The sequence below is a fragment of the Marinobacter metalliresistant genome (assembly GCF_038098645.1).
GTDB lineage: Bacteria > Pseudomonadota > Gammaproteobacteria > Pseudomonadales > Oleiphilaceae > Marinobacter > Marinobacter metalliresistant.
This window is the reverse complement of record NZ_CP101118.1, coordinates 4,108,438-4,130,817: the sequence shown is the minus strand read 5'-3', so window position 1 is coordinate 4,130,817 and position 22,380 is coordinate 4,108,438. Positions and strand designations below refer to the sequence as shown.

The following is a 22,380-nucleotide window of genomic DNA, read 5'->3' as shown; positions in this document are numbered from 1 at the left end:
TCCAGGCGCAGGCCGCAACCGCAGACCCGATCAACCGGCTCCCCTGTCAGTGTCAGTGTTCGACTACGGGTTTGTGGCTTCATTCTCGACAGATTTAAACGGCTCACCATCCTCGTTCTGAAGCTGATAATCGTACGCCGCCTGGAGTCCGGTTTCGTCCTCAGCTTCCTCCTCGGGCTCATGCTCAATGTAGCGCGGATAGAGTGGCGACAGCATTGCCACCAGAATGCCAGTCACGGAGAACATGGCGAACGCATCGGGGTAACCGAATTCATTCACCAGCATGCCAACCAGGGGCGAGCCGGCCGCCTGCCCGAGCGATACAGCCATAAATGGCAGCACCGGGCCCATAGACAGCCTGCCCGGCAACAGGCGGATGCCGGTCATCAGATAGAGCCCCGTCAGACTCATATAAGCCAGGCCGAAGACCAGAGCGGAGAATACCGAGATCACCAGATTACCAGGGCTGGCGGCGAGCAATGCCAGGCTCGCGGACAGCATCGTCAGCATGAGTGCCTGCGTGATAGGCGGGTTGTTGCGATCAGCCAGGTCGGCCACCACGGCACCCCCGAGACCGGCGATGCCAACGGCCAGCCACAGCCAGCCGGTTGCGCCGGGCGGCAGGGCACCGAGGCTGACAACCAGATCGGGCGCGAAAATCCAGTACGCCGCGGAGACGAAGCCCATCCCGAAGGCAAACAGCGAGAGCCGGAACAGGCGCGACCACTGCAAGGCGCTGATCGGAGGCGGGGGCGCTGCGTTCGAAGGCGTGACACGCGAAACTGAAGGGATGAAAAACCACGTAGCAAACACCCCGATCACCGCCAGGATGGCAAAGGATACATACGCATAACGCCAGGCCCCGGCCAGAAACAGAATCGCCGGTACGGCAATGGCGACGCCAATGCTGGTACCCGCGTTCATGACCGCGCTAACGCGCCCATGCAGGGACCGTTTCACCAGGGCCTGCATGGCGGCCGTGAGGGCCGGCATCATCAGGCCGGTGCAGATGCCACTGGCAAACACACCGATGCCGAGGGACAGAGCACCAGAGGCCTGGCTGATCAGCGCCAGACCGACAGCACCAAAAACGCCGGAAAGCACTGCCGTGTTGCGGGCACCGAGACGATCTGCGGCAAACGGCGCAACCATCGTGGCGAGCACGAAACTGATCAGCGGCAGTGCGCCGATGAAGCCAATCACGTCCGGCGCCAGTTCGAGTTCGGCACGGATCGGGGGCACAAACAAGCCGAAAGCAAAGCGTGCGAGCCCGTAACTGATCGCGATCAGTGCCGCTCCCAAGAGTGCAAACACCGTGCTTGAGGGAAACTTCATGCCACCTCCGAAAAACATCCACGCCCGTTAACGCTCTTCATTCGTGTCAGCGTAGACTGCAACGAGCCCGCCAGCCAAACCTCAGCGATTGGCCAGCCCTGCCCTTTTGCCCGGGCTGTTGTACGAAATCGCCATACAGCAGGTGCACAAAAAGCTGATCACCTTGAAAACACTGGCCCTGTCCCCAATTAGGGGGTAGTTTGATGCCTCCGCCCGCGGGCCCGGCATCTTCCCCTATTTCATGCAACCACCATCGGGACAGAGCACTATGGCAACCCTTCACAAACCGCTTCAACCGCGGACCTTCTGGCAGTTGACATCGCTGATGGCACTGGTGTTGTTTCTCAGTGGCTGTGGCATCAATAACATCCCCACTTACGATGAGAAAGTTACCGCCGCCTGGTCCCAGGTGGAAAACCAGTACCAGCGCCGCGCCGATCTGATTCCCAACCTGGTGGAAACCGTCAAGGGCTTCGCGGCCCAGGAGCAGGAAACCCTGACCGCGGTGATTGAGGCGCGCTCCAGGGCGACGTCGATTCAGGTGGACGAGAGCATTCTCAACAATCCCCAGAAGCTGCGGCAGTTCCAGCAGGCCCAGGGTGAACTGAGCAGCGCCCTGAGCCGGCTGATGGCTGTATCTGAACGTTACCCGGACCTGAAGTCGAATCAGAACTTCCTGGCCTTGCAGTCCCAGCTTGAAGGTACGGAGAATCGTATTGCCGTCGCACGCCGGGATTTCATCCAGGCGGTGGAGCGCTACAACACCGAACTGCGTACCTTTCCGGGCAAGATCTGGCACAGCCTCCTGTATAGCGATCTGGAGCCCCGCGCCAACTTCGAAGCCACCACGGAAAATGCGGATGAAGCGCCCGCGGTGGAATTCTGATGGCTGCCCAGCTCCGAAACAGTATGCTATTGGCGTTACTGCTGTTGCTACCGGCTGCTATCTGGGCCCAGTCAACGCCGGAATTTCCCGAACTGACCGGCCGGGTGGTAGACCAGGCGAAGATGCTTTCCCCTGAGGTAGAAGCCCGCCTGAGCCAGATGCTTCAGGCCCACGAGCAGGCCAGCACTGAACAGGTAGTGGTGGTCACCTTGCCGGACCTACAGGGCTTTCCGATTGAGGATTTCGGCTACCGGCTGGGCAGGCAGTGGGGTATCGGTCAGGAGGGCGAGGATAATGGCGCCCTGCTGATCGTGGCGAAGGAAGAACGCCAAATCCGCATTGAGGTGGGCTATGGCCTCGAAGGCCGGCTCACCGACGCTGACTCCTCCGTCATCATCAATCGCGTGATCACCCCGGCATTCCGTCAGGGGGATTTCCAGGCCGGTATCGTCAACGGTGCCGCCGCCATGATTCAGGTCCTCGGCGGCGAGCCCATGGCGGTCCCCCAGGGTCAGCAGTCCCTTGCAGTCCAGGAAAAGCCCAGGGCCGGCCTGGTAGCGCTGCTCTTCATCATCATGATGGCGGTGGTGTTCTTTATTGGCAGTCGCGGCGGCCGTGGCGGGCGCGGCGGCGCTGCCCTGTTAGGCGCGGCTTTGCTGGGCGGCGCCATGGGTGGCCGTGGCGGCCATGGCGGCGGCTTCGGTGGTGGCGGTTTTGGCGGCGGTGGCGGCGGCTTCGGCGGCGGCGGTGCCTCCGGTGGCTGGTAGCTCCGCACTGATAACCGAGCGCGCTGAATCCCCTCACCTGAAAATGAGAATTAAAGAATCATGACATTATTAAGCAAAAGCGATCAGGAAGCCGTTACTGCTGCCATCAATGAGGTGGAACGGGAAACCGATGCCGAACTGGTCACCGTGCTGACGGCCCAGTCCGATAACTACAGCTATATTCCCCTGCTCTGGGCCGGCATCCTGGCGTTGCTGGTGCCGGGTACTGGCAATTACTTCGGCGGCTGGTTCGGTGCCGACATGCTGATGCTGGTGCAGTGGGGTACGTTCATCCTGCTCAGCCTGCTGTTCCGGATGCCCGGTATCAACACCCGTCTGATTCCCCGGCAGGTGCGTTACTGGCGGGCCTCCAACCTGGCGCGGCGGCAGTTCCTGGAGCAGAGCCTGCACCATACCGAAGGCGCCACCGGCATGCTGATCTTCGTCTCGGAGGCGGAACGCTATGTGGAGATCCTGGTGGATCAGGGCATTGCCGACGTTCTGGACAACTCGGTATGGCAAGACATCGTGGCGGACTTCACCGCCAGGGTGCGCCAGGGCGAGACCCGGCAGGGATTCCTTGACTGCATTGCTGCCTGTGGCAAGCTCCTGAAAGAGCACCTGCCGGCCACCCATGAGCGCAACGAACTTCCCAATCACCTGGTCATCCTGCCCTAACGACAACGGCGGTCACCCTATGCCACTCCGGGCTGCGGGGAGTGGTGTGCCAGGCTTCTACCTCACGGCGCCAGTTTTCGCTTCAACGCCCTGGAAACCGACAACGGCAGGCTCGGCAACGAGCGCAGCATCCACGGCAGTATCCTGCGTTTCACGCCGCTCAGTGACTCCGGAATCATGGCTTCGATCAGATGCGGCCCCGGCATGCTCCGGGCGTATTCCAGGGCTTTTGCCATGTCTTCCGCCGTATCCACCCGCACCGCATGCACGCCCATGCCCTGCGCCATTTCGGCAAAGTTGAGTACGGGGCCTCGCAGGTCCAGCTGGGATTTGGCCTTAATGCCGACGTCTTCTGCCCCTACCCGCTCCAGTTCAATGTTCAGCACTGAGTAAGACGCATTGTTGAAGATGATGGAGGTTACGTTCAGCTGTTCCCGGGCCATGGTCCACAGGGCCTGGATGGTATACATGGCGGTGCCATCGCCGATCAGGGCGATGACCGGCCGGTCCGGGCAGGCTACGGCCGCACCTACGGCATTGGGCAGACCCTGGCCGATGGCACCGCCGGTGAGGGTGATCATGTCATGGCGGGGTGCGCCAGCAGTCATTGCCGAGAGCATCAGGCTGGAGGTGATGCCCTCATCCACGATGATGGCGTTGTCGGGCATCAGGTGGCCTACCGCCTTACAGACTTTTTCTGCCGTGAGTTTTCCTCTCGGCCGGTCCGGTCTTTTGGCGGCTTGTAGCCGCGGTTCGGCCTGGCTGGCGCCGAGGACGCCGTTGAGTTTGTTCAGGCTTGCGGTGATGTCCTGATCCGGGGCCGCCAGGGTGTGCACCTGGCAGGTATCGGGCACCAGGTAACTTTGTTTGCCGGGGTAGGCGAAGAAGGAGACGGGGGCCTTGGCATCCACCAGGATGAGGTGTTCAATATCCGTCAGTTGCACCGTAGCCAGCTCAGCCAGGTAAGCAAGGCGCTCAATGTAGGGCAGGCCGGCACCCCGTTCCATCCGGGTAGGGAAGGTTTCGGCCAGCAGGGTAACGCCATTGTGTGCGGCCAACTTTGCTGCCGCCAGCATGCCTGGTTCCCGCAAGGCATGGCCGCCCATCAGCAGGGCCGTTTTCCTGCCGGAGCGGATGGCCGAGGCAATGACCTCTACCGTGGCATCGTCTGCCGGCTCCGGTGTGGGCGGCACCAGGGGTGCGCTGGGCACACCGCCCTCGCCCCAGGAAACATCGGCCGGCAATATCAGGGTGGCCACCTGCCCGGGCGCGGTGCGTGCGGCGGCAATGGCCGCGGCGGCGTCCTGGCAGAGGGTTTCCGTGCTCTTGGCGGTGCGCACAAAGCCGGGGGAGACGTTGCGGGCAACGGTCTCGATATCGGACTGCAGTTGGGCGTCGTATTTCACGTGGTAGGTGGCGTGGTCGCCAACAATGTTGACCACCGGCACCTTGCCCTTGCGGGCGTTGTGGAGATTGGCCAGCCCGTTGCCAAGCCCACAACCCAAGTGCAGCAGTGTGGCGGCGGGCTTGTCCGCCATGCGGGCGTATCCGTCTGCCGCGCCGGTGGCGACGCCTTCAAACAGGGCGAGTACGGCACGCATCCTGGGCTCATCGTCCAGAGCCGCCACAAAATGCATTTCACTGGTGCCGGGGTTGCTGAAGCAGACTTCCACACCGGCATCCACCAGGGTTCTCATCAGGGCTTGTGCGCCGTTTGTCATTGTTATTCTCCAAGCTTTAGGAATTCAATTATTAAGGGTCTGGCCGATTGTGCCATTGGGGTCAGCTTCGGGTTCAGGGGCTTGAGCCTCCGGTCACAATGGAGCGCACCGCTGCCCGGGCCGTCATGATGCAGCCGGGCAGAAAAGTGCCTTCCAGCGAGCGTTTACCATTGGCGCCACCGCCGCCAAAGCCTGCCGCTTCTCCTACACAGTACAGGCCCTCGACGGGCGCTCCCTGAGCATTGAGGACGCGGCTTTGCAGATCGGTCTGAAGCCCGCCCAGGCTCTTGCGGGTGATCAGTTGCATGCGGATAGCAATGTAGGGCCCGGCACCGGGCTTTTGCAACGGGGCCGGTTTACAGGTGCGCAGGCGGTCCGGCTTCCATTCCCGGGCGTGCTGGATCATCCGGATCTGTGGGTCGTTATGGAGACTGGTGCCAGCGGTGAAGTTGGCATCGAAGGCATCCGCGGTGGCCTGGAGCGTGGCCGGATTGATGTCATGGGAACAGGTCAGCGCGTTCATCTTGCCGGCCAGGTCGGACAGGTTATCCGCCACCAGGAAATCACGGCTTTCACGCTGCATCTGGCGCACCAGTGCGTGGTTGCCCAGCAGCAGTTCTTTCACGAACAAGGGGAATTGCTTGTCCCGTATCCGGGCATTGTGCTCGGCGCCGGAGATGGCGAATTCCCTGGCGGCAATGCGCCAGTTGAGCAGGTGCCAGGTCCAGGGTTTTTCCTGTTCCGCCACTCGCTGACATAACCAGTGGGTATCAAATCCGGTCACCAGGTGTTCCGGGCCGATCCGCTCACCCCGATGGTTCAGCCACAGGGCGGATTTGCAGGGGATGGTGGAAAGCCCATGGCCGGGAAAGTGGGGGTAAGGATGCGCAAAGCCCGCCGCGTAATTCCACATCTCCCCGGCGTGGGTAATCCTGCCACCGAGGGTGTCGGCCACCCAGTGGTGCATGCGGCCATCCGCAAAGGGGTGGGCACCGTTCAGCATGCCGGTAGGTTGGGGACGATTCTTGGGCCAGTTGGCGCGGCATTCCCTGTGGCTGCCGTTGATGCCGCCGGTGGCCAGTACCACTGCGGATGCGGCCAGGCGGACTTCCTCACCGGTGGCCTCGTTGATGGCCTGGGCGCCGCTCACTCTGCCGGTCTCAAGCTCCAGTTCGGTGATGCGATGCTGGTGCAACAGGGTGAGTTTGCCGCCAGTGTTTTCTCGGTGCAGGGCCGCCAGCAGGCAGCGGACCAGTTCCCGGGCAGTGCCCCAGATCACATGGTAACGGGGCAAACGGTTGCCATCACCGAAGCGGCCACGCTCCACCCAGTTCACGGCCGGCAGGAATTTGATGCCTTCATTGCCCAGCCAGTCATAAACCTCTGAGCGGGAATGCTCCACGTAGTAGCGTGCCCATTGCAGGGGCCATTCATCATCCGGCGCCAGCTCACCAAAGCTGAGCCAGTCACCCAGGGCAATCTCCGGCGTATCTGCAATCTTCATGCGTTTCTGCAGGGGCGTGCCCACCAGCATCATGCCGCCAAAAGCCCACAGTGCCAGGCCACCCATTCGTTCGGCCGTATCCCGGTCCGCCAGGGTCACTGATTTCCCGGCTCGCAGAGCTTCGAGGGCCGTGACAAGTCCGGCCAGCCCTCCGCCGACCACCAGAATGTCTGAGGAAATTACCTTGGCCATAGTGCGCATCCGATTCGGTAGCAATGAGTTGTCAGCTTTAAAGATATACCGGTACCATGGCTTTAAAATTGACATTAGAGGCCAGCAAAATTGACTTTAGAGGCCACAGTTTCCATTGGCTGGGTGAATACCGTTATCGCGGCGGCGCAAAGGCTGTCTGTGGATGAAGGTACGTTGCTGACAACCGCCGGTATTCCGGAGGCGGCCGGTACCCGGGAACGCTGGCCCATTGATGACATCACCCGGCTCTGGCACGCGGCGGAGCGTTGCACCGGCGATCCCGGTTTTGGTTTGAAAGTCGGGGCGGAGTTCACCCCGATGAGCATCAGTGGTGTGGGCTTTGCACTCCAGTCTGCCGCTACTCTGCGCGAAGCCATTGTGATGGGGCAGCGCTTCCAGCGGCTGATCTCCGACGGCGGGCGTTTCCAGATCCTGGCAGGCCATTCCGCCACCTGGCTGGTTTACCATCCCCGGCAGGGGAAGCTGGCTTTCAGTCCGCATCAGATTGAAGCGGTGCTGGCCGCGGTGGTCGGCTTCGCCAGCTGGGTAACCGGTACCCGCATGCAGCCTTCACGGGTCCAGTTCAGCCAGCCCCGGCTCGGGCCCCTGGCGGGATACCAGGCCGCGTTTAACTGCCCGGTGGAATTCGAGCAGGCGTTCAGCGGTGTGCTGGTCGACAATGCCGTTCTGGACCAGCCTCTGCCCCAGGCCGATCCGGAACTCGCGCAGGTGCACGAACGCTACACCACCGCCCGACTTACCGCGCTTTCCATTAACAGCGCTTCTGTGCCGGAGATACGGAGATGGCTGATGGCCCGTCTGGGCCCGAGCCTTCCTCGTCGGGCCGAAGCAGCCGAGGCGTTAGGTATCAGCGAACGGACTCTGGCGCGGCGGCTGCAGGAACAGGAGCAGACGTTCGATGCCCTGCTGGACGAAGTGCGCCGTGAAAAGGCACTGCAGGCCGTGGCAGATCCCAGCGCCTCTCTACCCAAAGTTGCCGAAGCCCTGGGCTTTGCCGAAGTCAGTACCTTTTACCGCGCCTTCAAGCGCTGGACCGGACTGCCCCCGGTGCGCTGGCGCAAAGCCATGCTTCGGTGACAATCCGCGTATTTTGCCGATATGGGCGGCAACTGAAGCGACGGGTAGCGGCTAATGCGCCGTTACCAGGGCAGCTCTTCACCATTGCTGTGCCAGAAGGAGCCGGTGTTCTCCAGGCTCAGGCCTTCAATCCTGGCTGCCAGACCCTTGGCTGATTCCTCGGGTGTGATCAGCCCGCCGAAATTCACCATGCGGGTTTGCACATACCCGGGGTGCAACTGCGCCACCGCGATCCCCCGGGGCTTCAGATCCATGGCGAGGGATTTGCCAAAGGCGTTCAATGCCGCTTTTGAAGCGCGGTAACCGTAGCGCCCACCGGAATCGTTATCCGCAATAGATCCCATGCGGCTGGTGATGTTGGCAATCTTGCCGCCGGAAGGGATCTGCGAGACCAAGGCCTCGGCCACCCGCAACGGCGCATAGGCGTTGATTTCCATCTGGGTCCGGATGGAATCGAAGTCGATGCTGCCCAGCTTCTCATCCTGTAGCAGGCCGGCGTTGTTGATCAGCAGATCAATGGTTTGCCCGGCCAGCTCGTTCTTCAGTTTCGAGATACCGCTGTCAGTGGTGACATCGATGTTGTCGATGACTTTCGCCGCGACGCCAGAAAGCTCGTCTGACGTTTGCCTGCAAACGCCAATAACATTCCAGCCCTCGCGCGCATAATGGCGCGCCAGCTCAAGGCCAATGCCACGATTGGCCCCTGTAATGACCGCAGTTTTGTGATCTGTCATAAACACCCTCCTGATCTAGAGATAGCGATGCAGCCCATTATTGACTACAGGCTTGGTGCGTTGAAAGTGTGTTATTTTGAGGGGCAGGGTTGGGCCCGAAGTAAGCATGAAGTGGGCCCGCACTCCCCGCAATAAATTTCCAGGATGGTAAATTAAAGAGGCTCAATGCTCTGCTTCAGCTACGGCTCCAACATGTCAAAACGGAGACTCCGGGCCCGGATTCCGTCGGCCCGGTTTGTAGCTGTAGCAGAGTTACCGGCCCACCGGCTTTGCTTCCATAAATCGGCCGGGGATGGCTCTGCCAAATGCGATGCAGAGGAAACCGGCAATCCGGACGATCGGGTGATCGGTGTGGTTTACGAGATTGCCGATGCAGAAAAGCCTGACCTTGATCGACATGAGGCTTTGGGGTTTGGCTACGATGAAAAGCAGGTGGAGCTATTTACCGGGAGCGGAAGACTCCACGCCTGGACGTATTACGCCACGCGCATCAATAAGGCATTAAAGCCCTTCCAATGGTACAAAGACCACGTCCTCACCGGCGCCAGGGAAAACGAACTGCCGGCTGAGTACATCTCGCAGATCGAAGCCGTCGATTCCATTGACGACCCAAAACCCGAACGGCATGGGCGCGAGCTGTCGATTTACAGCAACGTATGAGTTGCTATTCACCACACTTCCGGTTTGCTATCGACAATTAGCAACTTTTATGTTGCCAACATAGGAAAAAGAAGCGAATATGTTGCTATCACTCAAAAAGGCAACTGATACGTTTCCGTATGACTTCACTACTGGACCAAATCAAGCAACGTCGATTGAACCTGGGACTTAAACAGCACGACATGATGATGTGTGTCGGTATGTCGCGCCAACAATACCAGCGTCTGGAGTCCAAGGGTAACCCAAGGCTCGATACGCTTGAGTTGATTGCCATGGGCCTAAAAAGCGAACTCATGTTGGTTCCCCAGGAAAAGCTGGAGGCAGTCAGGGCCGTCCTCGAGGATAAGAGCATCGACCACTCTCCTCACAACAGCCGCTCATCTGAAACAGAACGCTCCCTCTCAGACGATCCCTGGCGAGGCTTGCTGGAGGACGATCAATGAGCAATGCGGCAGACGGCGACGTGAAGGTGCTCGAGCTGACTCTTCACGGACGACTGGTGGGCTATCTGGCTGGTTTCAGCACTGGCCGTAACGTCCTGAGTTTTGCGGAGGAATTCAAAAAAGACAGGGATCGCCACTCCCATGGACCCGGAGGACATTCCAGACAGCGTTTTATCGACCCACGGAAAAGCGAAGGCCGTGAAGTTCGAAAAACCCAGATTCGAAAACAGGTTCTCGCTGGCGGGCGTCCAGATGAAATTTTCCATGAAGGAAAAGGAAGGTCGCTACAAACTGACAAAGAGTAACGAACTGGGCGACTGGATTATCAAAACACCTTCGACCAAGCACAGCCACGTTCCCCTTAACGAATACACGGCAATGAGCCTGGCATCCCTGGCCGGAATCGATATACCGGACATAAAGCTGGTGGATCTTGATAAACTCGACAACCTTCCGCCCATTAATCTGCCGGAGGAAAAGCAGGCATTTGCGATCAGGCGGTTTGACCGGGATGGAAACAGGCGCGTGCATATGGAGGACTTCGCCCAGATCCTCGTGAAGTACCCCCACGAAAAATACAACTCGGCGAACTATGAGCAGATCGGTAGGGTGGTTTACGACTACTCCGGCGATGGCCTTGCAGACGCCCAACAATTTGCCCGTAGACTGTTGGTGAATATCCTGCTCGCCAACGGCGATGCCCATCTGAAAAACTGGAGCCTGACCTACCCTGATCAGGTCACGCCCCGACTTTCACCGGCCTATGACATCGTCACAACCCGCGTTTACATCGAGAATGAGAGTGAGTTTGCGCTCAATCTGGGGAAAAACAAACGTTGGTACTCTGCGACCATGGAGCATTTCCGAAACTGGGCAGAAAAATCCGGGATACCCTGGCGGGTTATCAAGCCCCATCTGGACGACACTTTGGAAAAAGCCCGGACCTTGTGGCCGAATGCCCTTCAAGAGTTACCAATGGCGGCTGCTCAAAAAAACATACTGATTGCTCACTGGCAGGCACTGGAGAATGATTTCAGAATAGAAACTCGTTAACGCGCCTTTCGGTGGCAACCCGGGGGCATTCAACCCCCCAACCTGTCCCGCAACGCATAATACCAGGCCCATTGCCGTCAGTTTACCAGGGCAGCTCTTCACCGTTGCTGCGCCAGAAGGACCCGGTATTCTCCAGGCTAAGCCCCTCGATTCTGCAAGTTCAAGGCCGATGCCACGGTTGGCACCGGTAATTACAGCGGTCTTTTTATCCGTCATACTCAGCTCCTGATCTTTCTGAAACGCCTGTACACTTTGCCCTTAATTGGCTCGGGACACCAAACCATGCACCTTCCCTTCTGGCTGACCACCGCCCTGCTTTTCCCGGTGTTGCTCTACCAGGGCAAACAGGCGCGGCGCAACACACCGCGGCTCCCGGAAGCCGGGGGCTCGCCTTCAGGCCAATACGGTAAAGGCACACCCGGTAAGCGGATCCTGGTCATTGGCGAATCCACGGCCGCCGGTGTCGGGGTTGAAACCCACGACGAGGGTCTGGCCAGTCAGTTGGCACATAGACTCCACGAACGTTCCGGCGAGACAATCGCCTGGCACACTTTCGGCATCAACGGTATTCGTCTTAGCGCGCTGATTCACGCGGTTGAGGATGCAGACGCTGAACTGCCAGAAGCCGATGTGGTGCTGCTGAGCATGGGCGTGAACGACACAACCGGCTTTACGCCCCGTTACCGGTTCCGCAACCAATTGCGGGCACTTCGCAAGTTACTGGCTTCACGCTACCCCGGGCCGCTGCAGTTGCTCAGTGTTCCGCCAATGCACCTGTTCACGGCGCTGCCTGCGCCGCTGCGCTATGTGATAGGCTGGCGCGCGAGGCAACTGGACAGCCTGTACCGCCAGCTTGCCCGGCAATATCCGGAAGACTTTGTTTACCGAAGCTACCCCACGATTTCAGACCCGGAACTGCTTGCCCGAGACGGTTATCACCCGGGGCCCAGGGGCTACCAGTTCATTGCCGAGGCTCTGGCTGCCCAGGCATCTGAAGCTGATCCCGCCCCGAGGCTTTAGCCCGGTAAAGTGCATTGTCGGCGGCATCGATGAGCTCATCCGGGCTGAATCCATGCTCCGGGGCGGTTGCGAGGCCTGAGGAAAAGCGAATAGTAAGGGGTGAAATACTGGTCTCAAAGATGGTCAGCGGCGCGGAATCGAAACCTTCCGTGGTTTCCTCATAGCGAATCATATGGCCGGCGATCCGTGCGCGGGCGTAATTATCAGCGATCCGCTGGTACAGGTCCCGGTCCGGCACGATTTCGTCGAGGAACCGCCCACAGAGCATGGCGTCTGCCTGGTTCATGAACCGGTCCATTGCCTTATTGCAATAGATCAGCCGATACCGACCCGCCTCTGCGCGCAGGCTAAACACATGATCGGCCATGGTATCCAACATGCCCGTAAGCAGGTGGATGTCGGCCGGTTCAACTTCGTTTAGCGGGAACGTCACGGCAAGATGGTCCTGATTCCTGAAGAAAGATCTCCCGCTGACTATAGTCTAATCCGGTGCCATGACAACCGATACCGGGCATCAATGTCGGCCGGTGCCGTGATAAAAGCCAGACATTATTTACTGGCCACGCAATTCAGACTGGTACATAGCAGCAGGCTGGCGAGGGCGTCAAAGCGTTCAGCCTGACCCTGAATCGCCAGCGCGAGGGCCTTGCCCGCGCCACATGGGTGAAGGTGACGCCGTAGCCAGAGCAGCCCTGGGAATAGCAGTAAGGCGGCGGCCGAAAACAGCCGCCGACGCACGTCTATGCCAGGACCAGACGTTCGGGAAGACACGTTCTTCTACCTATATCTGAAGCCGCGATCACCCGGGGAAGTGCTGCTATGATTGGCCAACTCCCCTGCCTGTGAGACGGCCATGAATCATCCCAAAACTACCACCACACCCACCGACCAGGCCGGATGGCAGGCCCTGGCAGATCAACTCACAATTGAAAGCCGAGCCTATGTAAACGGCTCTTACCGGTGGGCAAGCGATGGCGAAACCTTTGCCTGCATCAGTCCGGTAGACGGGCGCGAGCTGACCCAAATCGCCAGTTGCGGCCAGGCCGATGCCGGGCTTGCCGTTGCTGGCGCCAGAGAGGCCTTCGAAAGCGGCGTCTGGAGCCGCCTGGCACCCACCAGGCGCAAGGCCACTCTGCTTCGGTTTGCGGACCTGATCGACGCACACGCGGATGAACTGGCCCTGCTGGAAACACTGGACATGGGCAAGCCCATCGGCCACGCCCGAACCGTGGATGTGCCGGCTACCGTGCGCGCGATCCGCTGGACCGCCGAGGCTATCGACAAGGTCTATGGCGAACTGGCAGCCACGCCCCACGACCAGATCGGCATGATTTCCCGGGAGCCCATGGGGGTGGTGGCCGCCATCGTGCCCTGGAACTTTCCGATGATCATGGCCTCCTGGAAGATTGCCCCGGCCCTGGCCACCGGTAACTCGGTCATCCTCAAGCCCTCCGAGAAATCCCCGCTCACCGCTATTCGTCTGGCGGCCCTGGCGGAGGAAGCGGGTATTCCCGCCGGCGTGTTCAACGTGCTGCCCGGCTATGGCCACACCGTGGGCAAGGCCCTGGCCCTGCATATGGACGTAGATTGCCTGGTGTTCACCGGCTCCACCAACGTGGCCAAGCAGCTGATGATCCATGCCGGCCAGTCCAACATGAAACGGGTGTGGCTGGAGGCCGGCGGCAAAAGCCCGAACATCGTCTTTGCAGACGCGCCGGACCTGAAGAAAGCCGCCGCCGAAGCCGCCAGCGCCATAGCCTTCAACCAGGGCGAAGTGTGCACCGCCGGCAGCAGGCTGCTGGTTGAAGAAAGCATCCGCGCCGGGTTCATTGGCCTGATCCGGGAGGCCCTGAAAACCTGGCGCCCCGGCCATCCCCTGGATCCGGCGACGACCTGCGGTGCCATCGTTGACCAGGCCCAGTTGGATCGCATCATTGAGTACGTCGGTATCGGCCAGTCCGAAGGGGCAACCCTGGTGGAAGGCGGTAAACAGGTGATGGAAGAGACCGGTGGCCTGTTCGTTCAGCCTGCGGTATTTGATGGGGTGAAAAACGGTATGCGCATCGCCTCGGAGGAAATCTTCGGGCCGGTACTGTCGGTGATCGGGTTCACGACCGCCGAAGAAGCCATCAACATTGCCAACGACTCCATCTACGGCCTGGCCGCAGCGGTGTGGACGTCCAACATCAACACCGCCCACAAGGTCGCCAAGGCGCTTCGGGCCGGCAGCGTCTGGATCAACCATTACGACGGCGGCGACATGACCGCGCCCTTTGGCGGCTTCAAACAGTCCGGCAACGGCCGCGACAAGTCCCTGCACGCCTTCGACAAATACACTGAAATCAAGGCCACCTGGCTGGTGATTGAATAGCGAGCGGTTGCTCAAACCGGTCAACGCGTCGTGGTGAGCCATGAATCAGATCTGCTTGTAAACAACATCGGACAGACGGCTGCGGTTACCATCAGTGTCCAGGGTTCGGATAGCGAAGTACCAGGTTCCCCCGGTAAGTTCGTCTACCAGCAACTCGTCTACAGAGGCATCACCAATCGCCAGACTCTGGTCCAGGTTTTCAGCGCTTGTGCCATAGACCACCTCGAAGCCTGCGATCTCGCCCATGGCAAGGCTCTCGCCGTTCTCGCGGGTCAGGGGCGCAGTCCAGCTCAACAGGGCCGTATTCGCCGGAATGGTTTCCTCGGGCGTGGTCTCAGTAGCCGGAGGCTCGCTGGCTCCGGTGGTGGTTCCGGTATCGGCAACTGTATCACCGGTGCTGCCGTCTACAGTGGTATCCGGTTCGGTCGTTCCGGCGACATGCTCTTCAGTGTTATCCGTTGTGGTTTCCGTACTGGTATCAGCCGCCGTATCCCCGCCGCCTGCAGCCGTCTGGTCCGTACTTGCAGAACTGTCGTTTGTTGTGTCGGTGGTCGTGTCACCACTGTCGGCAACACTGGTGTCGTTGTCTTCGTTAACATCGGCAATCGTTTTGAAGCGCTGCACGTTGCGGTACTCAACAACCACCAGTTTCTGGCTGATGACGCTTGAATCCACCATGGCCTGGAGCTCGGAAGACTGCAGTGCCGCGGCGCTGACAAGGTCCGCCAGCGCCACGTTGGTACCGTCCCCCATCACGCTGATCTGGCCGGTGGCACTGACCTGTGAGGTCACGTCGCCCAGTACATCAGAAATCGAATTCCACTGGGCGTTGTCGTTCACCAGAGCCAGGAATGCCGCATTGGCAATCGCAACCTGAATGGCGTCGGCGGCTACGCCGGTCATGTCATCCAGGTTGGTCAGGTCCGGCGGGGTCAGGCGCAGAGCGCCGGCCGGAAGGCCGAACCAGTTTTCCACTGTGGTGTAGGCACTGGAGATCGCGGTCGGTGAAAGACCTTCAGCACTGCGCTCCGCCAGGGTAACCGCCAGATGAGTCAGCGGAGTGAGGTTTACCGTTTCCATGCGCAGATCACCCGCGCCCAGTAAGCTGAAGTCGCTGTCCAGCGGCATGGTCTGGCCGAAAGCCACCGGGTCACCGCCAGCCTGATCGCACTGGGGCACAACATCGCAGATCATGCGGGTGCCGCCATCAGCCGTAAGTTCAACCAGGGCCCAGCCTTCGGCCTTGCCCCGGAGCTGCCACTCGTAACTACCATCGTCTGCAGTCAACACCGGCTTGGCCGCCTGGCGCTGTGGCACGTAATAGCCGTCTTTGTCGGAAATCAGGCGATTGGCAACAACCAGCCCCTGCTGGATGACGCCCTTCATCGCTGCGCCGGCAATCTGGACTGTCGGCTCAGCCGTGGCCGAAGACTGTGTCGAGGTGTTGTCTTCGTCACTGGAAATGTCCAGACCGCAGCCCGAAAGCAGAATGACCGCAGGTAACATCAGCAGTCCTTGCTTCGTTAATTTTTTGCCGCAATATGACATCTTTTTGCACCACTTGTTTGACGAATTTGAGCGAATCTTACAGCGGCGGTTTTCGGTTATATGTGGCGCAGTTCCGGATTTTCCGGAGCAGGCCCGTCAGGAAATTGACGCTTACGGAGGGATACACGTTGTGATGGAAGGTTACAGCGCGGAGCCCGGATTGCGGATCATAAGGTATTGTTTTACTGTATTTTTATGCATCACGATTACATTCTGGCTCAGCGCCATGAACGACAGGCGCGGTGCCTGATTACAAATTTAAACGTTGATAAAGCGAGAGCGGTTTCACAGTTTTCCGGAGACCGCTCCCGGATACCGGAGATTAACCTGGCCCCATGCTCTGCTTCAGCTACGGCTCCAACATGTCACAACGACGGCTCCAGGCCCGGGTTCCATCGGCCCGGTTCGTGGCTGTGGCAGGGTTACCCGCCCATCGGCTTCGCTTCCATAAATCTGCCGGGGATGGCTCCGCCAAATGCGACGCGGAAGAAACCGGCAACCCGGACGATCTTGTGATAGGTGTGGTTTACGAGATTGTCGACGCAGAAAAACCTGACCTGGATCGGCATGAGGCGCTGGGGTTTGGTTACGATGAAAATGAAGCCGTGGAGTCCATTGACGACCCCAAACCTGAACGGCATGGGCGCGAGCTGTCCATTTACAGCAATTCTCGAACGGCTCGATGACTCAAACCCCCAACCTGTCCCGCAACGCGTAGTACCAGGCCCCCATTGCCGTTAAAGGCACCCGGAGGGCGCGCCCACCCGGGAACGGGTAATGCGGCAGGCTGGCAAAGGCATCAAAGCGTTCAATCTGGCCCTGGATGGCCAGGGCCAAAGCCTTTCCGGCCACGTGAGTGAAGGTGACACCATGGCCTGAGCAGCCCTGGGAATAGAACACGTTGTCGTACAGGCGGCCGAGCTGGGGTAGGCGTGAGAGCGTAAGCAGGAAGTTGCCGGTCCAGGCGTAATCGATCATCACGTTCGCCAGTTCCGGAAACGTTTTCAGCATGTTGGGTCGAATCAGCCGTTCGATGTTGTCCGGGGCTCGGGCGCCATACACCACACCACCGCCGTAAATGAGGCGTTTGTCGCCAGACAGTCGGAAGTAATCCAGCAGATAGTTGCAGTCTTCCACGCAGTTGTCCTGAGGTAACAGCTTCCTGGCCAGCGCATCGTCCAACGGCTCGGTGGCAATGATCTGGGAACCGCAAGGCATGGACTTGGCCTCAAGTTCGGGCACCAGCCCCCCCAGGTACGCGTTGCCGGCCAGCACGACATACTGTGCCCTGACCTCACCGTGTTCGGTTTTAACCGTTGCCGTTTTCCCCGGAAGAATCCCGGTAACCGCTGAGTGCTGATAAATAACACCTCCCCGGGACTCCAGTGCCGCCGCCTCTCCCAGCGCCAGGTTCAGTGGGTGAATATGGCCACCGGTGTGGTCGATGGCACCGCCCACATAGCGCTCGCTGCCAACCCGTGCACGAATGGCGTCGCGATCCAGCAGCTCCAGTTCCTTATAGCCGAATCGGCGCCAAAGCGCCTGTTGGGACTCCAGATGTCTGAACTGTCCTGGATTAAGAGCCGCAAAAATGCCCCCCTCTTTCAAGTCGCAACGAATACCGTAACTCTTCACCCTCTGGCGGATAATCTGGCTGCCCTCGAAGGCCATTTCGGCCAGCAGCTTCAGGTGGTCTTCAGTGGTCTGCCGTTCGATGCTGTCCAGATCGCGGCTGAAGCTGTTTACGATCTGACCGCCATTGCGACCCGACGCGCCCCAGCCAACCGTTGCGGCTTCAAGGACCACCACCCTGAAACCGGCTTCCGCCAGGAACAGCGCCGTGGACAGGCCGGTATAACCGGCGCCGACTACGCAGACATCCGCCTCACACGATCCCCGCAGAGCCGGGCGCACAGGGGCCGGATTGGCGGAGGCGGTGTAATAGGAAGGAACTGGGGGATACTGGATCATTATGTGGCGCCAGACAGGGTGATGGAAGAGTTTGGTAACCGGCGGCAACGGTGCTCGCCGGAGGAAAGTCTATGCCGGCCAGCCCAATATGAAACCGGTGTGGCTGGCGCCCGACAAGCGCCGCAGATCAACTCCGGGAAACCATTAAACCGTGTGCAGGTACCAGAGATATTCGAGATCGGAGATAGTCATCTCGAACTCATTCAGCTCATGCTCCTTGCAGGCCACGAACACATCCAGGAACTGGCTGCCGAGATAGTCGGCCATCACCGCTGACTGTCCCAGCTCCCGCAAGGCATCCCGCAGGTTGTTTACCAGCGTCGCTTCGTGCTGCTCGTGGGCGTTACCCACCGTGACCGGCGGCGGCTCGATCTGGTTGGAGATGCCATAATGGATGCCCGCCAGCACCGCTGCCATCAACAGGTAGGGGTTGGCGTCGGCACCGGCTACGCGGTGTTCAATGCGCAGGGCGCCGGGATCACCACCCGGCAGTCTCAGTGACGCGGTGCGGTTGTCCACACCCCAGGTAGCCGCACTGGGCACATAATACTCCGGACTGAACCGGCGGTAGGAATTGATGTTGGGGCAGAACAGCGCCATGGCATCGTTCATGGTGGCTACCAGGCCCCCGACCGCCCAGCGAAGCAGGTCGTTGGGTTGCTCGGCGTCACCTGCGAACACGTTGCGCCCGTCCCCATCAACCAGGCTTACATGCAGGTGCATGCCGCTGCCCGCCTGATTGTGATAAGGCTTGGCCATGAAGGTGGTGTCCATCTCATGGTCGTATGCCATGTTCTTGATCAGGCGCTTGAGCAGAGTGGCGTGGTCGCAGGCACGCACGGCGTCGTCCACGTAATGCAGGTTTACCTCAAACTGGCCGGGGGCGGATTCCGCCACCAGTGCATCCGCAGGCAACTCCTGCTCGTGGGCCGCATCCAGCACATCTGCCAGGAATTCTGCGTATTCATCGAGATCATCAATGGAATAGGCCTGGGTACCCGCCGGGCGTTTTCCGGAGATGGGCGACTTCGGCGGCTGGGGACGGCCCGCCAGGTTCTCCTGATCAATCAGGTAGAACTCCAGCTCAAAGGCGGCAACCGGTGTCAGCCCCAGTTCCCCGAAGCGTTTGACGATATTCTTCAGCACTACCCGCGGATCGGCAAAAAACGACGTTTCGCGGTTCAGCTCGAACATGGTCAGCAAAAGCTGGGCTGTCGGCCGTTTCTGCCAGGGCTCCATGGTGAGAGTGCCCCCAATGGGCAGACACACGCGGTCCGCTTCGCCGATATCCAGGCCCAGGCCGGTTTCTTCCACGGTGGTGCCCTGGATGTTCAGTGCAAAGATCGAGGCCGGCATGGCTACGCCCCGCTGAAACACCTTAGCCAGCGCAGACGGATCCACCCGCTTGCCACGAACAATGCCATTCATATCCGGAATCAGCAGGTCAACAAACTGCAGCTCGGGATGCGCCTGAAGGAACGCCTCAGCGCTCGCAAAACCAGAACCCATAGGAAAAACCTTCCACAAACTCTAACAGGCCTGTGGCGAGGGGCCGGCACAGGGGGCTTAACGCTCCTTTATCCGGTTTTTCGGAGCACTTTGCAAGATAGGCATATACCGTATCAGGCGGTGATATTCACGGTCGTTCCAGGGAGCCCCCCCATGAAAGCAGCGGCTAGTGCGCATGCCTTTTTCCCAAATACATATTCGCGTCGGCCTTGCTGAGTAATTCCCTGGCCGTCATTCCGTCCTCCGGGTAAAGAGCCGTACCGATGCTGCATGAGATATGAAAAGTCTGTCCTTCAAGATTCATGGGCAGCGCCGTCAGTTCATAGACCTTGGCAACAGCCGTCTCGACCGAGTCACGGCCATGAACATCAGTCAACAGCACCGTGAATTCATCGCCACCCATACGCGCAACTGTATCCGTCTCCCTCGTGCAATCTTCCAGACGGCGGGCGATTTCCACAAGCAGCTGGTCCCCGGCCTCATGGCCACCGGTGTCGTTGATGCGCTTGAAATCATCTACATCGAGGTACAGCAAGGCCAGCCGGCCTTCGTTCCTGTTGGCCGACCGCAGGGCGGTTTCCAGGCGGTCGTAGAATAGCGAGCGGTTGGTCAAACCGGTCAACGCGTCGTGGTGAGCCATGAACCGCAGACGTTCTTCCGCCCGTTTACGCTCAACCACCGTCGCAAGCTGCGTCGCCACGAACTGCAGCAACGCCTGATCCGCTTCGCGATAGCGCGTGCCTGGTGACGGACTTTCAATGACCAATACACCAAGAACAGCGTCCCGGGATATCAGGGGCACACCTAACCAATTGGCACCTTCAGGTTGTGTCAGGTCATTGAGCCCCACCCCCTGCCGAGCGGGATCACGGGAAGCCAGCAGAGCCTGCCCCGCGTTGATGACATCGGCAATGGCAGTCCCTGATTCCACAGGCTTCTCAATCCAGCTACCGGATCGTCCGGCGATCCAGTCCGGAACGCTGAGCAGGCTCCCGGCAGCGTCGTAAAACCCGAGGCACAGATCAGATTCCGGGAAAAGCTCGCCGATCACCTCGCGCACACCGTCGCACAGCGCACGGAGCGTTTCTGCCGCGTGGGCCGCTTCGGAAATTCGGTACAACGCGTTCCGGGTCTGGTCTGCCTGCCGCAGTGCGGTAACATTTCGCGCCACAGCAATCCTCAGGCGATCTTGCTCAGACCAGCGTGCGGACCAAAGGATTTGAACAACGCTGCCATCTTTGTGCAGGTAACGATTCTCGAAATCCGTGTGGGACTGGCCACTCATCACATTGCCGATAGCTACAAGAGTGCGATCCAGGTCGTCAGGGTGGATGTAATTCAGAATCCGGGTGTCGATCATCTCGTTGGCGGAATAACCAAGCAGCTGCTCGCAGGCATCACTGACAAACACGATATGTCCGAATTCATCGACCACGAAGACCGTATCCAACAACAGATTGATCAGCTTTGGATAGAGAGCTTTGAAATCGATACTCACAAACCGTCTCCCTTCACTCCCAGCCGGTCAAGATAGACGTGAAGCTCCGCTTCGCTCATATCCACATACTCCAGCACCCGCCCATACAACATGGCGGTTGGTACATTGCGGTCGTTCAGTTCCCGCTGGGTTTCATGCAGTACATGCAGAATGATGCGCTCTGTTCGGGTGAGGCCGTCGCGGGCATCCGGAATGACTTCCAGGAGGGTTTGGAGAGAGTCTGAACCATTCATTGCGTGCTCGGCATGGATATTGGACTGATACATAGTAGCAGTCTGGCTGCGGCGACCCCAGCGGGACACCGCAGCATTTCATGCCGGATCAGATCTGCTTGTAAACAACCTCGGACAGCCGGCTGCGGTTGCCATCAGTGTCCAGGGTGCGGATGGCGAAGTACCAGGTGCCTTCGGTGAGTTCGTCCACCAGCAGCTCATCGGTGGAAGCATCACCGATCGCAAGGCTCTGGTCCAGGCTTTCGGCGCTGGTACCGTAGACAACTTCAAAGCCGGCAATTTCACCCATGGCCAGGCTGTCACCGTTTTCGCGGGTCAGCGGTGCCGTCCAGCTCAGCAGGGCTGCGTTGGCCGGAATGGTTTCTTCCGGCGTCGTTTCCGTGGCCGGCGGCTCGCTGGCTCCGGTATCGGCAACCGAATCACCGGTGCTGCCGTCTACAGTGGTATCCGGTTCGGTTGTGCCGGCAACCTGCTCTTCAGTGTTATCCGTTGTGGTTTCCGTACTGGTATCAGCCGTCGTATCCCCGCCGTCTGCAGCCGTCTGGTCCGTGCTTGCAGAACTGTCGTTTGTTGTGTCGGTGGTCGTGTCATCACTGTCAGCAACACTGGTATCGCTGCCGTCATAGACTTCGGCAATGGTTTTGAAACGCTGTACGTTGCGGTACTCAACCACCACCAGTTTCTGGCTGATGACGCTTGAATCCACGGTTGCCTGGAGCTCAGAGGCCTGCAATGCTGCGGCAGAAACAAGGTCAGCGAGCGCTACATTGGCGCCATCCCCCATCACACTGATCTGGCCCGTGGCACTGACCTGAGAAGTGAGATTGTTCAGTACATCAGAAATCGAGTTCCACTGGGCATTGTCGTTTACCAAACCCAGGAAGGCGGCATTAGCGATAGCTACCTGGAGGGCGTCAGCGGTAACACCGGTCATTTCGTCAAGCTGGGTCACATCCGGCGGGGTGAGACGGAGGGCGCCGGCCGGGAGACCAAACCAGGCTTCCACCGTTGTGTAGGCACTAGAAAGCGCATTCGGTGAAAGCCCGTTGGCACTGCGTTCCGCCAGGGTTACGGCCAGGTGCGTCAACGGAGTCAGGTTGACGGTTTCCATGCTTAGACCACCGGCTCCACGAAGGCTGACGGCGACTGTGCCGGTGGC

22 protein-coding genes are annotated in these 22,380 nt (G+C 59.6%); 11 read left to right on the top strand and 11 right to left on the bottom strand.

Annotation, left to right across the window (positions count from 1 at the left end):
* Positions 1-63: 63 nt before the first annotated feature.
* Positions 64-1,335 carry an MFS transporter gene (locus tag NLK58_RS19330; protein WP_341581513.1) on the bottom strand — a complete coding sequence of 424 codons (1,272 nt, stop codon included), beginning with the start codon at positions 1,333-1,335 and terminating at the stop codon, positions 64-66.
* A 268-nt stretch (positions 1,336-1,603) separates the two neighbouring features.
* Between NLK58_RS19330 and NLK58_RS19325 the strand changes: the two genes are divergently transcribed.
* From NLK58_RS19325 to NLK58_RS19315, 3 genes are read left to right on the top strand one after another with little or no spacing between them, the layout of a single operon-like run.
* Positions 1,604-2,221, top strand: coding sequence for a LemA family protein (locus NLK58_RS19325; RefSeq protein ID WP_376788058.1), 618 nt, complete (start codon positions 1,604-1,606; stop codon positions 2,219-2,221).
* Entirely contained in the window at positions 2,221-2,988 is a 768-nt protein-coding gene (locus NLK58_RS19320) for a TPM domain-containing protein (protein ID WP_341581512.1), read from the top strand. Before NLK58_RS19325 ends, NLK58_RS19320 begins: the two co-directional genes overlap by 1 nt.
* A gap of 60 nt (positions 2,989-3,048) precedes the next feature.
* Positions 3,049-3,666, top strand: coding sequence for a TPM domain-containing protein (locus NLK58_RS19315; protein ID WP_341581511.1), 618 nt, complete (start codon positions 3,049-3,051; stop codon positions 3,664-3,666).
* A gap of 62 nt (positions 3,667-3,728) precedes the next feature.
* Here the strand turns inward: NLK58_RS19315 and NLK58_RS19310 are convergent, their stop codons facing one another.
* Both NLK58_RS19310 and NLK58_RS19305 read right to left on the bottom strand, forming a co-directional pair.
* Positions 3,729-5,387 (bottom strand): acetolactate synthase large subunit, encoded by a 1,659-nt coding sequence (locus tag NLK58_RS19310; protein WP_341581510.1) that lies wholly within the window; start codon positions 5,385-5,387, stop codon positions 3,729-3,731.
* A 73-nt stretch (positions 5,388-5,460) separates the two neighbouring features.
* A complete protein-coding gene (locus NLK58_RS19305) occupies positions 5,461-7,083 on the bottom strand; it encodes an FAD-dependent oxidoreductase (protein ID WP_341581509.1) in 1,623 nt (540 codons plus the stop codon).
* 90 nt (positions 7,084-7,173) lie between these two features.
* On the opposite strand from NLK58_RS19305, the gene NLK58_RS19300 reads away from it, so the two are divergent.
* Positions 7,174-8,181 carry an AraC family transcriptional regulator ligand-binding domain-containing protein gene (locus NLK58_RS19300; RefSeq protein WP_341581508.1) on the top strand — a complete coding sequence of 336 codons (1,008 nt, stop codon included), beginning with the start codon at positions 7,174-7,176 and terminating at the stop codon, positions 8,179-8,181.
* A gap of 62 nt (positions 8,182-8,243) precedes the next feature.
* Here NLK58_RS19300 and NLK58_RS19295 read toward each other — a convergent pair whose 3' ends face one another.
* On the bottom strand, positions 8,244-8,915 hold the full coding sequence (locus NLK58_RS19295; protein WP_341581507.1) for an SDR family oxidoreductase: 672 nt from the start codon (positions 8,913-8,915) through the stop codon (positions 8,244-8,246).
* 192 nt (positions 8,916-9,107) lie between these two features.
* Between NLK58_RS19295 and NLK58_RS19290 the strand changes: the two genes are divergently transcribed.
* The 5 genes from NLK58_RS19290 (at position 9,108) to NLK58_RS19270 (ending at position 12,091) form a co-directional block, all read left to right on the top strand.
* Complete coding sequence (locus NLK58_RS19290) at positions 9,108-9,575, top strand: gamma-glutamylcyclotransferase family protein (RefSeq protein ID WP_341581506.1); 468 nt, start codon at positions 9,108-9,110, stop codon at positions 9,573-9,575.
* A 200-nt stretch (positions 9,576-9,775) separates the two neighbouring features.
* Positions 9,776-10,018 carry a transcriptional regulator gene (locus NLK58_RS19285; RefSeq protein ID WP_341581505.1) on the top strand — a complete coding sequence of 81 codons (243 nt, stop codon included), beginning with the start codon at positions 9,776-9,778 and terminating at the stop codon, positions 10,016-10,018.
* Positions 10,015-10,323 (top strand): hypothetical protein, encoded by a 309-nt coding sequence (locus NLK58_RS19280; protein WP_341581504.1) that lies wholly within the window; start codon positions 10,015-10,017, stop codon positions 10,321-10,323. Before NLK58_RS19285 ends, NLK58_RS19280 begins: the two co-directional genes overlap by 4 nt.
* Positions 10,283-11,071: a HipA domain-containing protein gene (locus NLK58_RS19275; protein ID WP_341581503.1), complete on the top strand. Its 789-nt coding sequence runs from the start codon at positions 10,283-10,285 to the stop codon at positions 11,069-11,071. Before NLK58_RS19280 ends, NLK58_RS19275 begins: the two co-directional genes overlap by 41 nt.
* A 282-nt stretch (positions 11,072-11,353) precedes the next feature.
* The gene (locus NLK58_RS19270; RefSeq protein ID WP_117619916.1) at positions 11,354-12,091 is read left to right on the top strand and encodes an SGNH/GDSL hydrolase family protein; all 738 of its coding nucleotides are present in this window, start codon (positions 11,354-11,356) and stop codon (positions 12,089-12,091) included.
* Here the strand turns inward: NLK58_RS19270 and NLK58_RS19265 are convergent.
* A complete protein-coding gene (locus tag NLK58_RS19265; RefSeq protein ID WP_341581502.1) occupies positions 12,033-12,524 on the bottom strand; it encodes a diguanylate cyclase domain-containing protein in 492 nt (163 codons plus the stop codon). The genes NLK58_RS19270 and NLK58_RS19265 overlap by 59 nt on opposite strands.
* Before the next feature lie 420 nt (positions 12,525-12,944).
* On the opposite strand from NLK58_RS19265, the gene NLK58_RS19260 reads away from it, so the two are divergent.
* On the top strand, positions 12,945-14,462 hold the full coding sequence (locus tag NLK58_RS19260; protein WP_117619914.1) for an aldehyde dehydrogenase: 1,518 nt from the start codon (positions 12,945-12,947) through the stop codon (positions 14,460-14,462).
* Positions 14,463-14,507: 45 nt separating this feature from the next.
* Here the strand turns inward: NLK58_RS19260 and NLK58_RS19255 are convergent, their stop codons facing one another.
* Positions 14,508-15,968: a hypothetical protein gene (locus NLK58_RS19255; protein WP_341581501.1), complete on the bottom strand. Its 1,461-nt coding sequence runs from the start codon at positions 15,966-15,968 to the stop codon at positions 14,508-14,510.
* 404 nt (positions 15,969-16,372) lie between these two features.
* Here NLK58_RS19255 and NLK58_RS19250 point away from each other — a divergent pair, with 404 nt between their 5' ends.
* Positions 16,373-16,696, top strand: a complete 324-nt coding sequence (locus NLK58_RS19250) for a gamma-glutamylcyclotransferase family protein (protein WP_227539352.1) — start codon at positions 16,373-16,375, stop codon at positions 16,694-16,696.
* A gap of 1 nt (position 16,697) precedes the next feature.
* Here NLK58_RS19250 and NLK58_RS19245 read toward each other — a convergent pair whose 3' ends face one another.
* From NLK58_RS19245 to NLK58_RS19225, 5 genes are all read right to left on the bottom strand, one after another.
* Positions 16,698-17,981, bottom strand: a complete 1,284-nt coding sequence (locus tag NLK58_RS19245) for an FAD-binding oxidoreductase (RefSeq protein WP_341581500.1) — start codon at positions 17,979-17,981, stop codon at positions 16,698-16,700.
* Between the two features lie 144 nt (positions 17,982-18,125).
* Complete coding sequence (locus NLK58_RS19240) at positions 18,126-19,490, bottom strand: glutamine synthetase family protein (RefSeq protein ID WP_341581499.1); 1,365 nt, start codon at positions 19,488-19,490, stop codon at positions 18,126-18,128.
* A gap of 166 nt (positions 19,491-19,656) precedes the next feature.
* The gene (locus NLK58_RS19235; protein WP_341581498.1) at positions 19,657-20,988 is read right to left on the bottom strand and encodes a diguanylate cyclase domain-containing protein; all 1,332 of its coding nucleotides are present in this window, start codon (positions 20,986-20,988) and stop codon (positions 19,657-19,659) included.
* Positions 20,985-21,221, bottom strand: coding sequence for a hypothetical protein (locus NLK58_RS19230; RefSeq protein ID WP_341582829.1), 237 nt, complete (start codon positions 21,219-21,221; stop codon positions 20,985-20,987). The genes NLK58_RS19235 and NLK58_RS19230 overlap by 4 nt, the downstream gene beginning before the upstream one ends.
* A gap of 88 nt (positions 21,222-21,309) precedes the next feature.
* Positions 21,310-22,332, bottom strand: a complete 1,023-nt coding sequence (locus tag NLK58_RS19225; RefSeq protein WP_341581497.1) for a hypothetical protein — start codon at positions 22,330-22,332, stop codon at positions 21,310-21,312.
* Between the last annotated feature and the right edge of the window lie 48 nt (positions 22,333-22,380).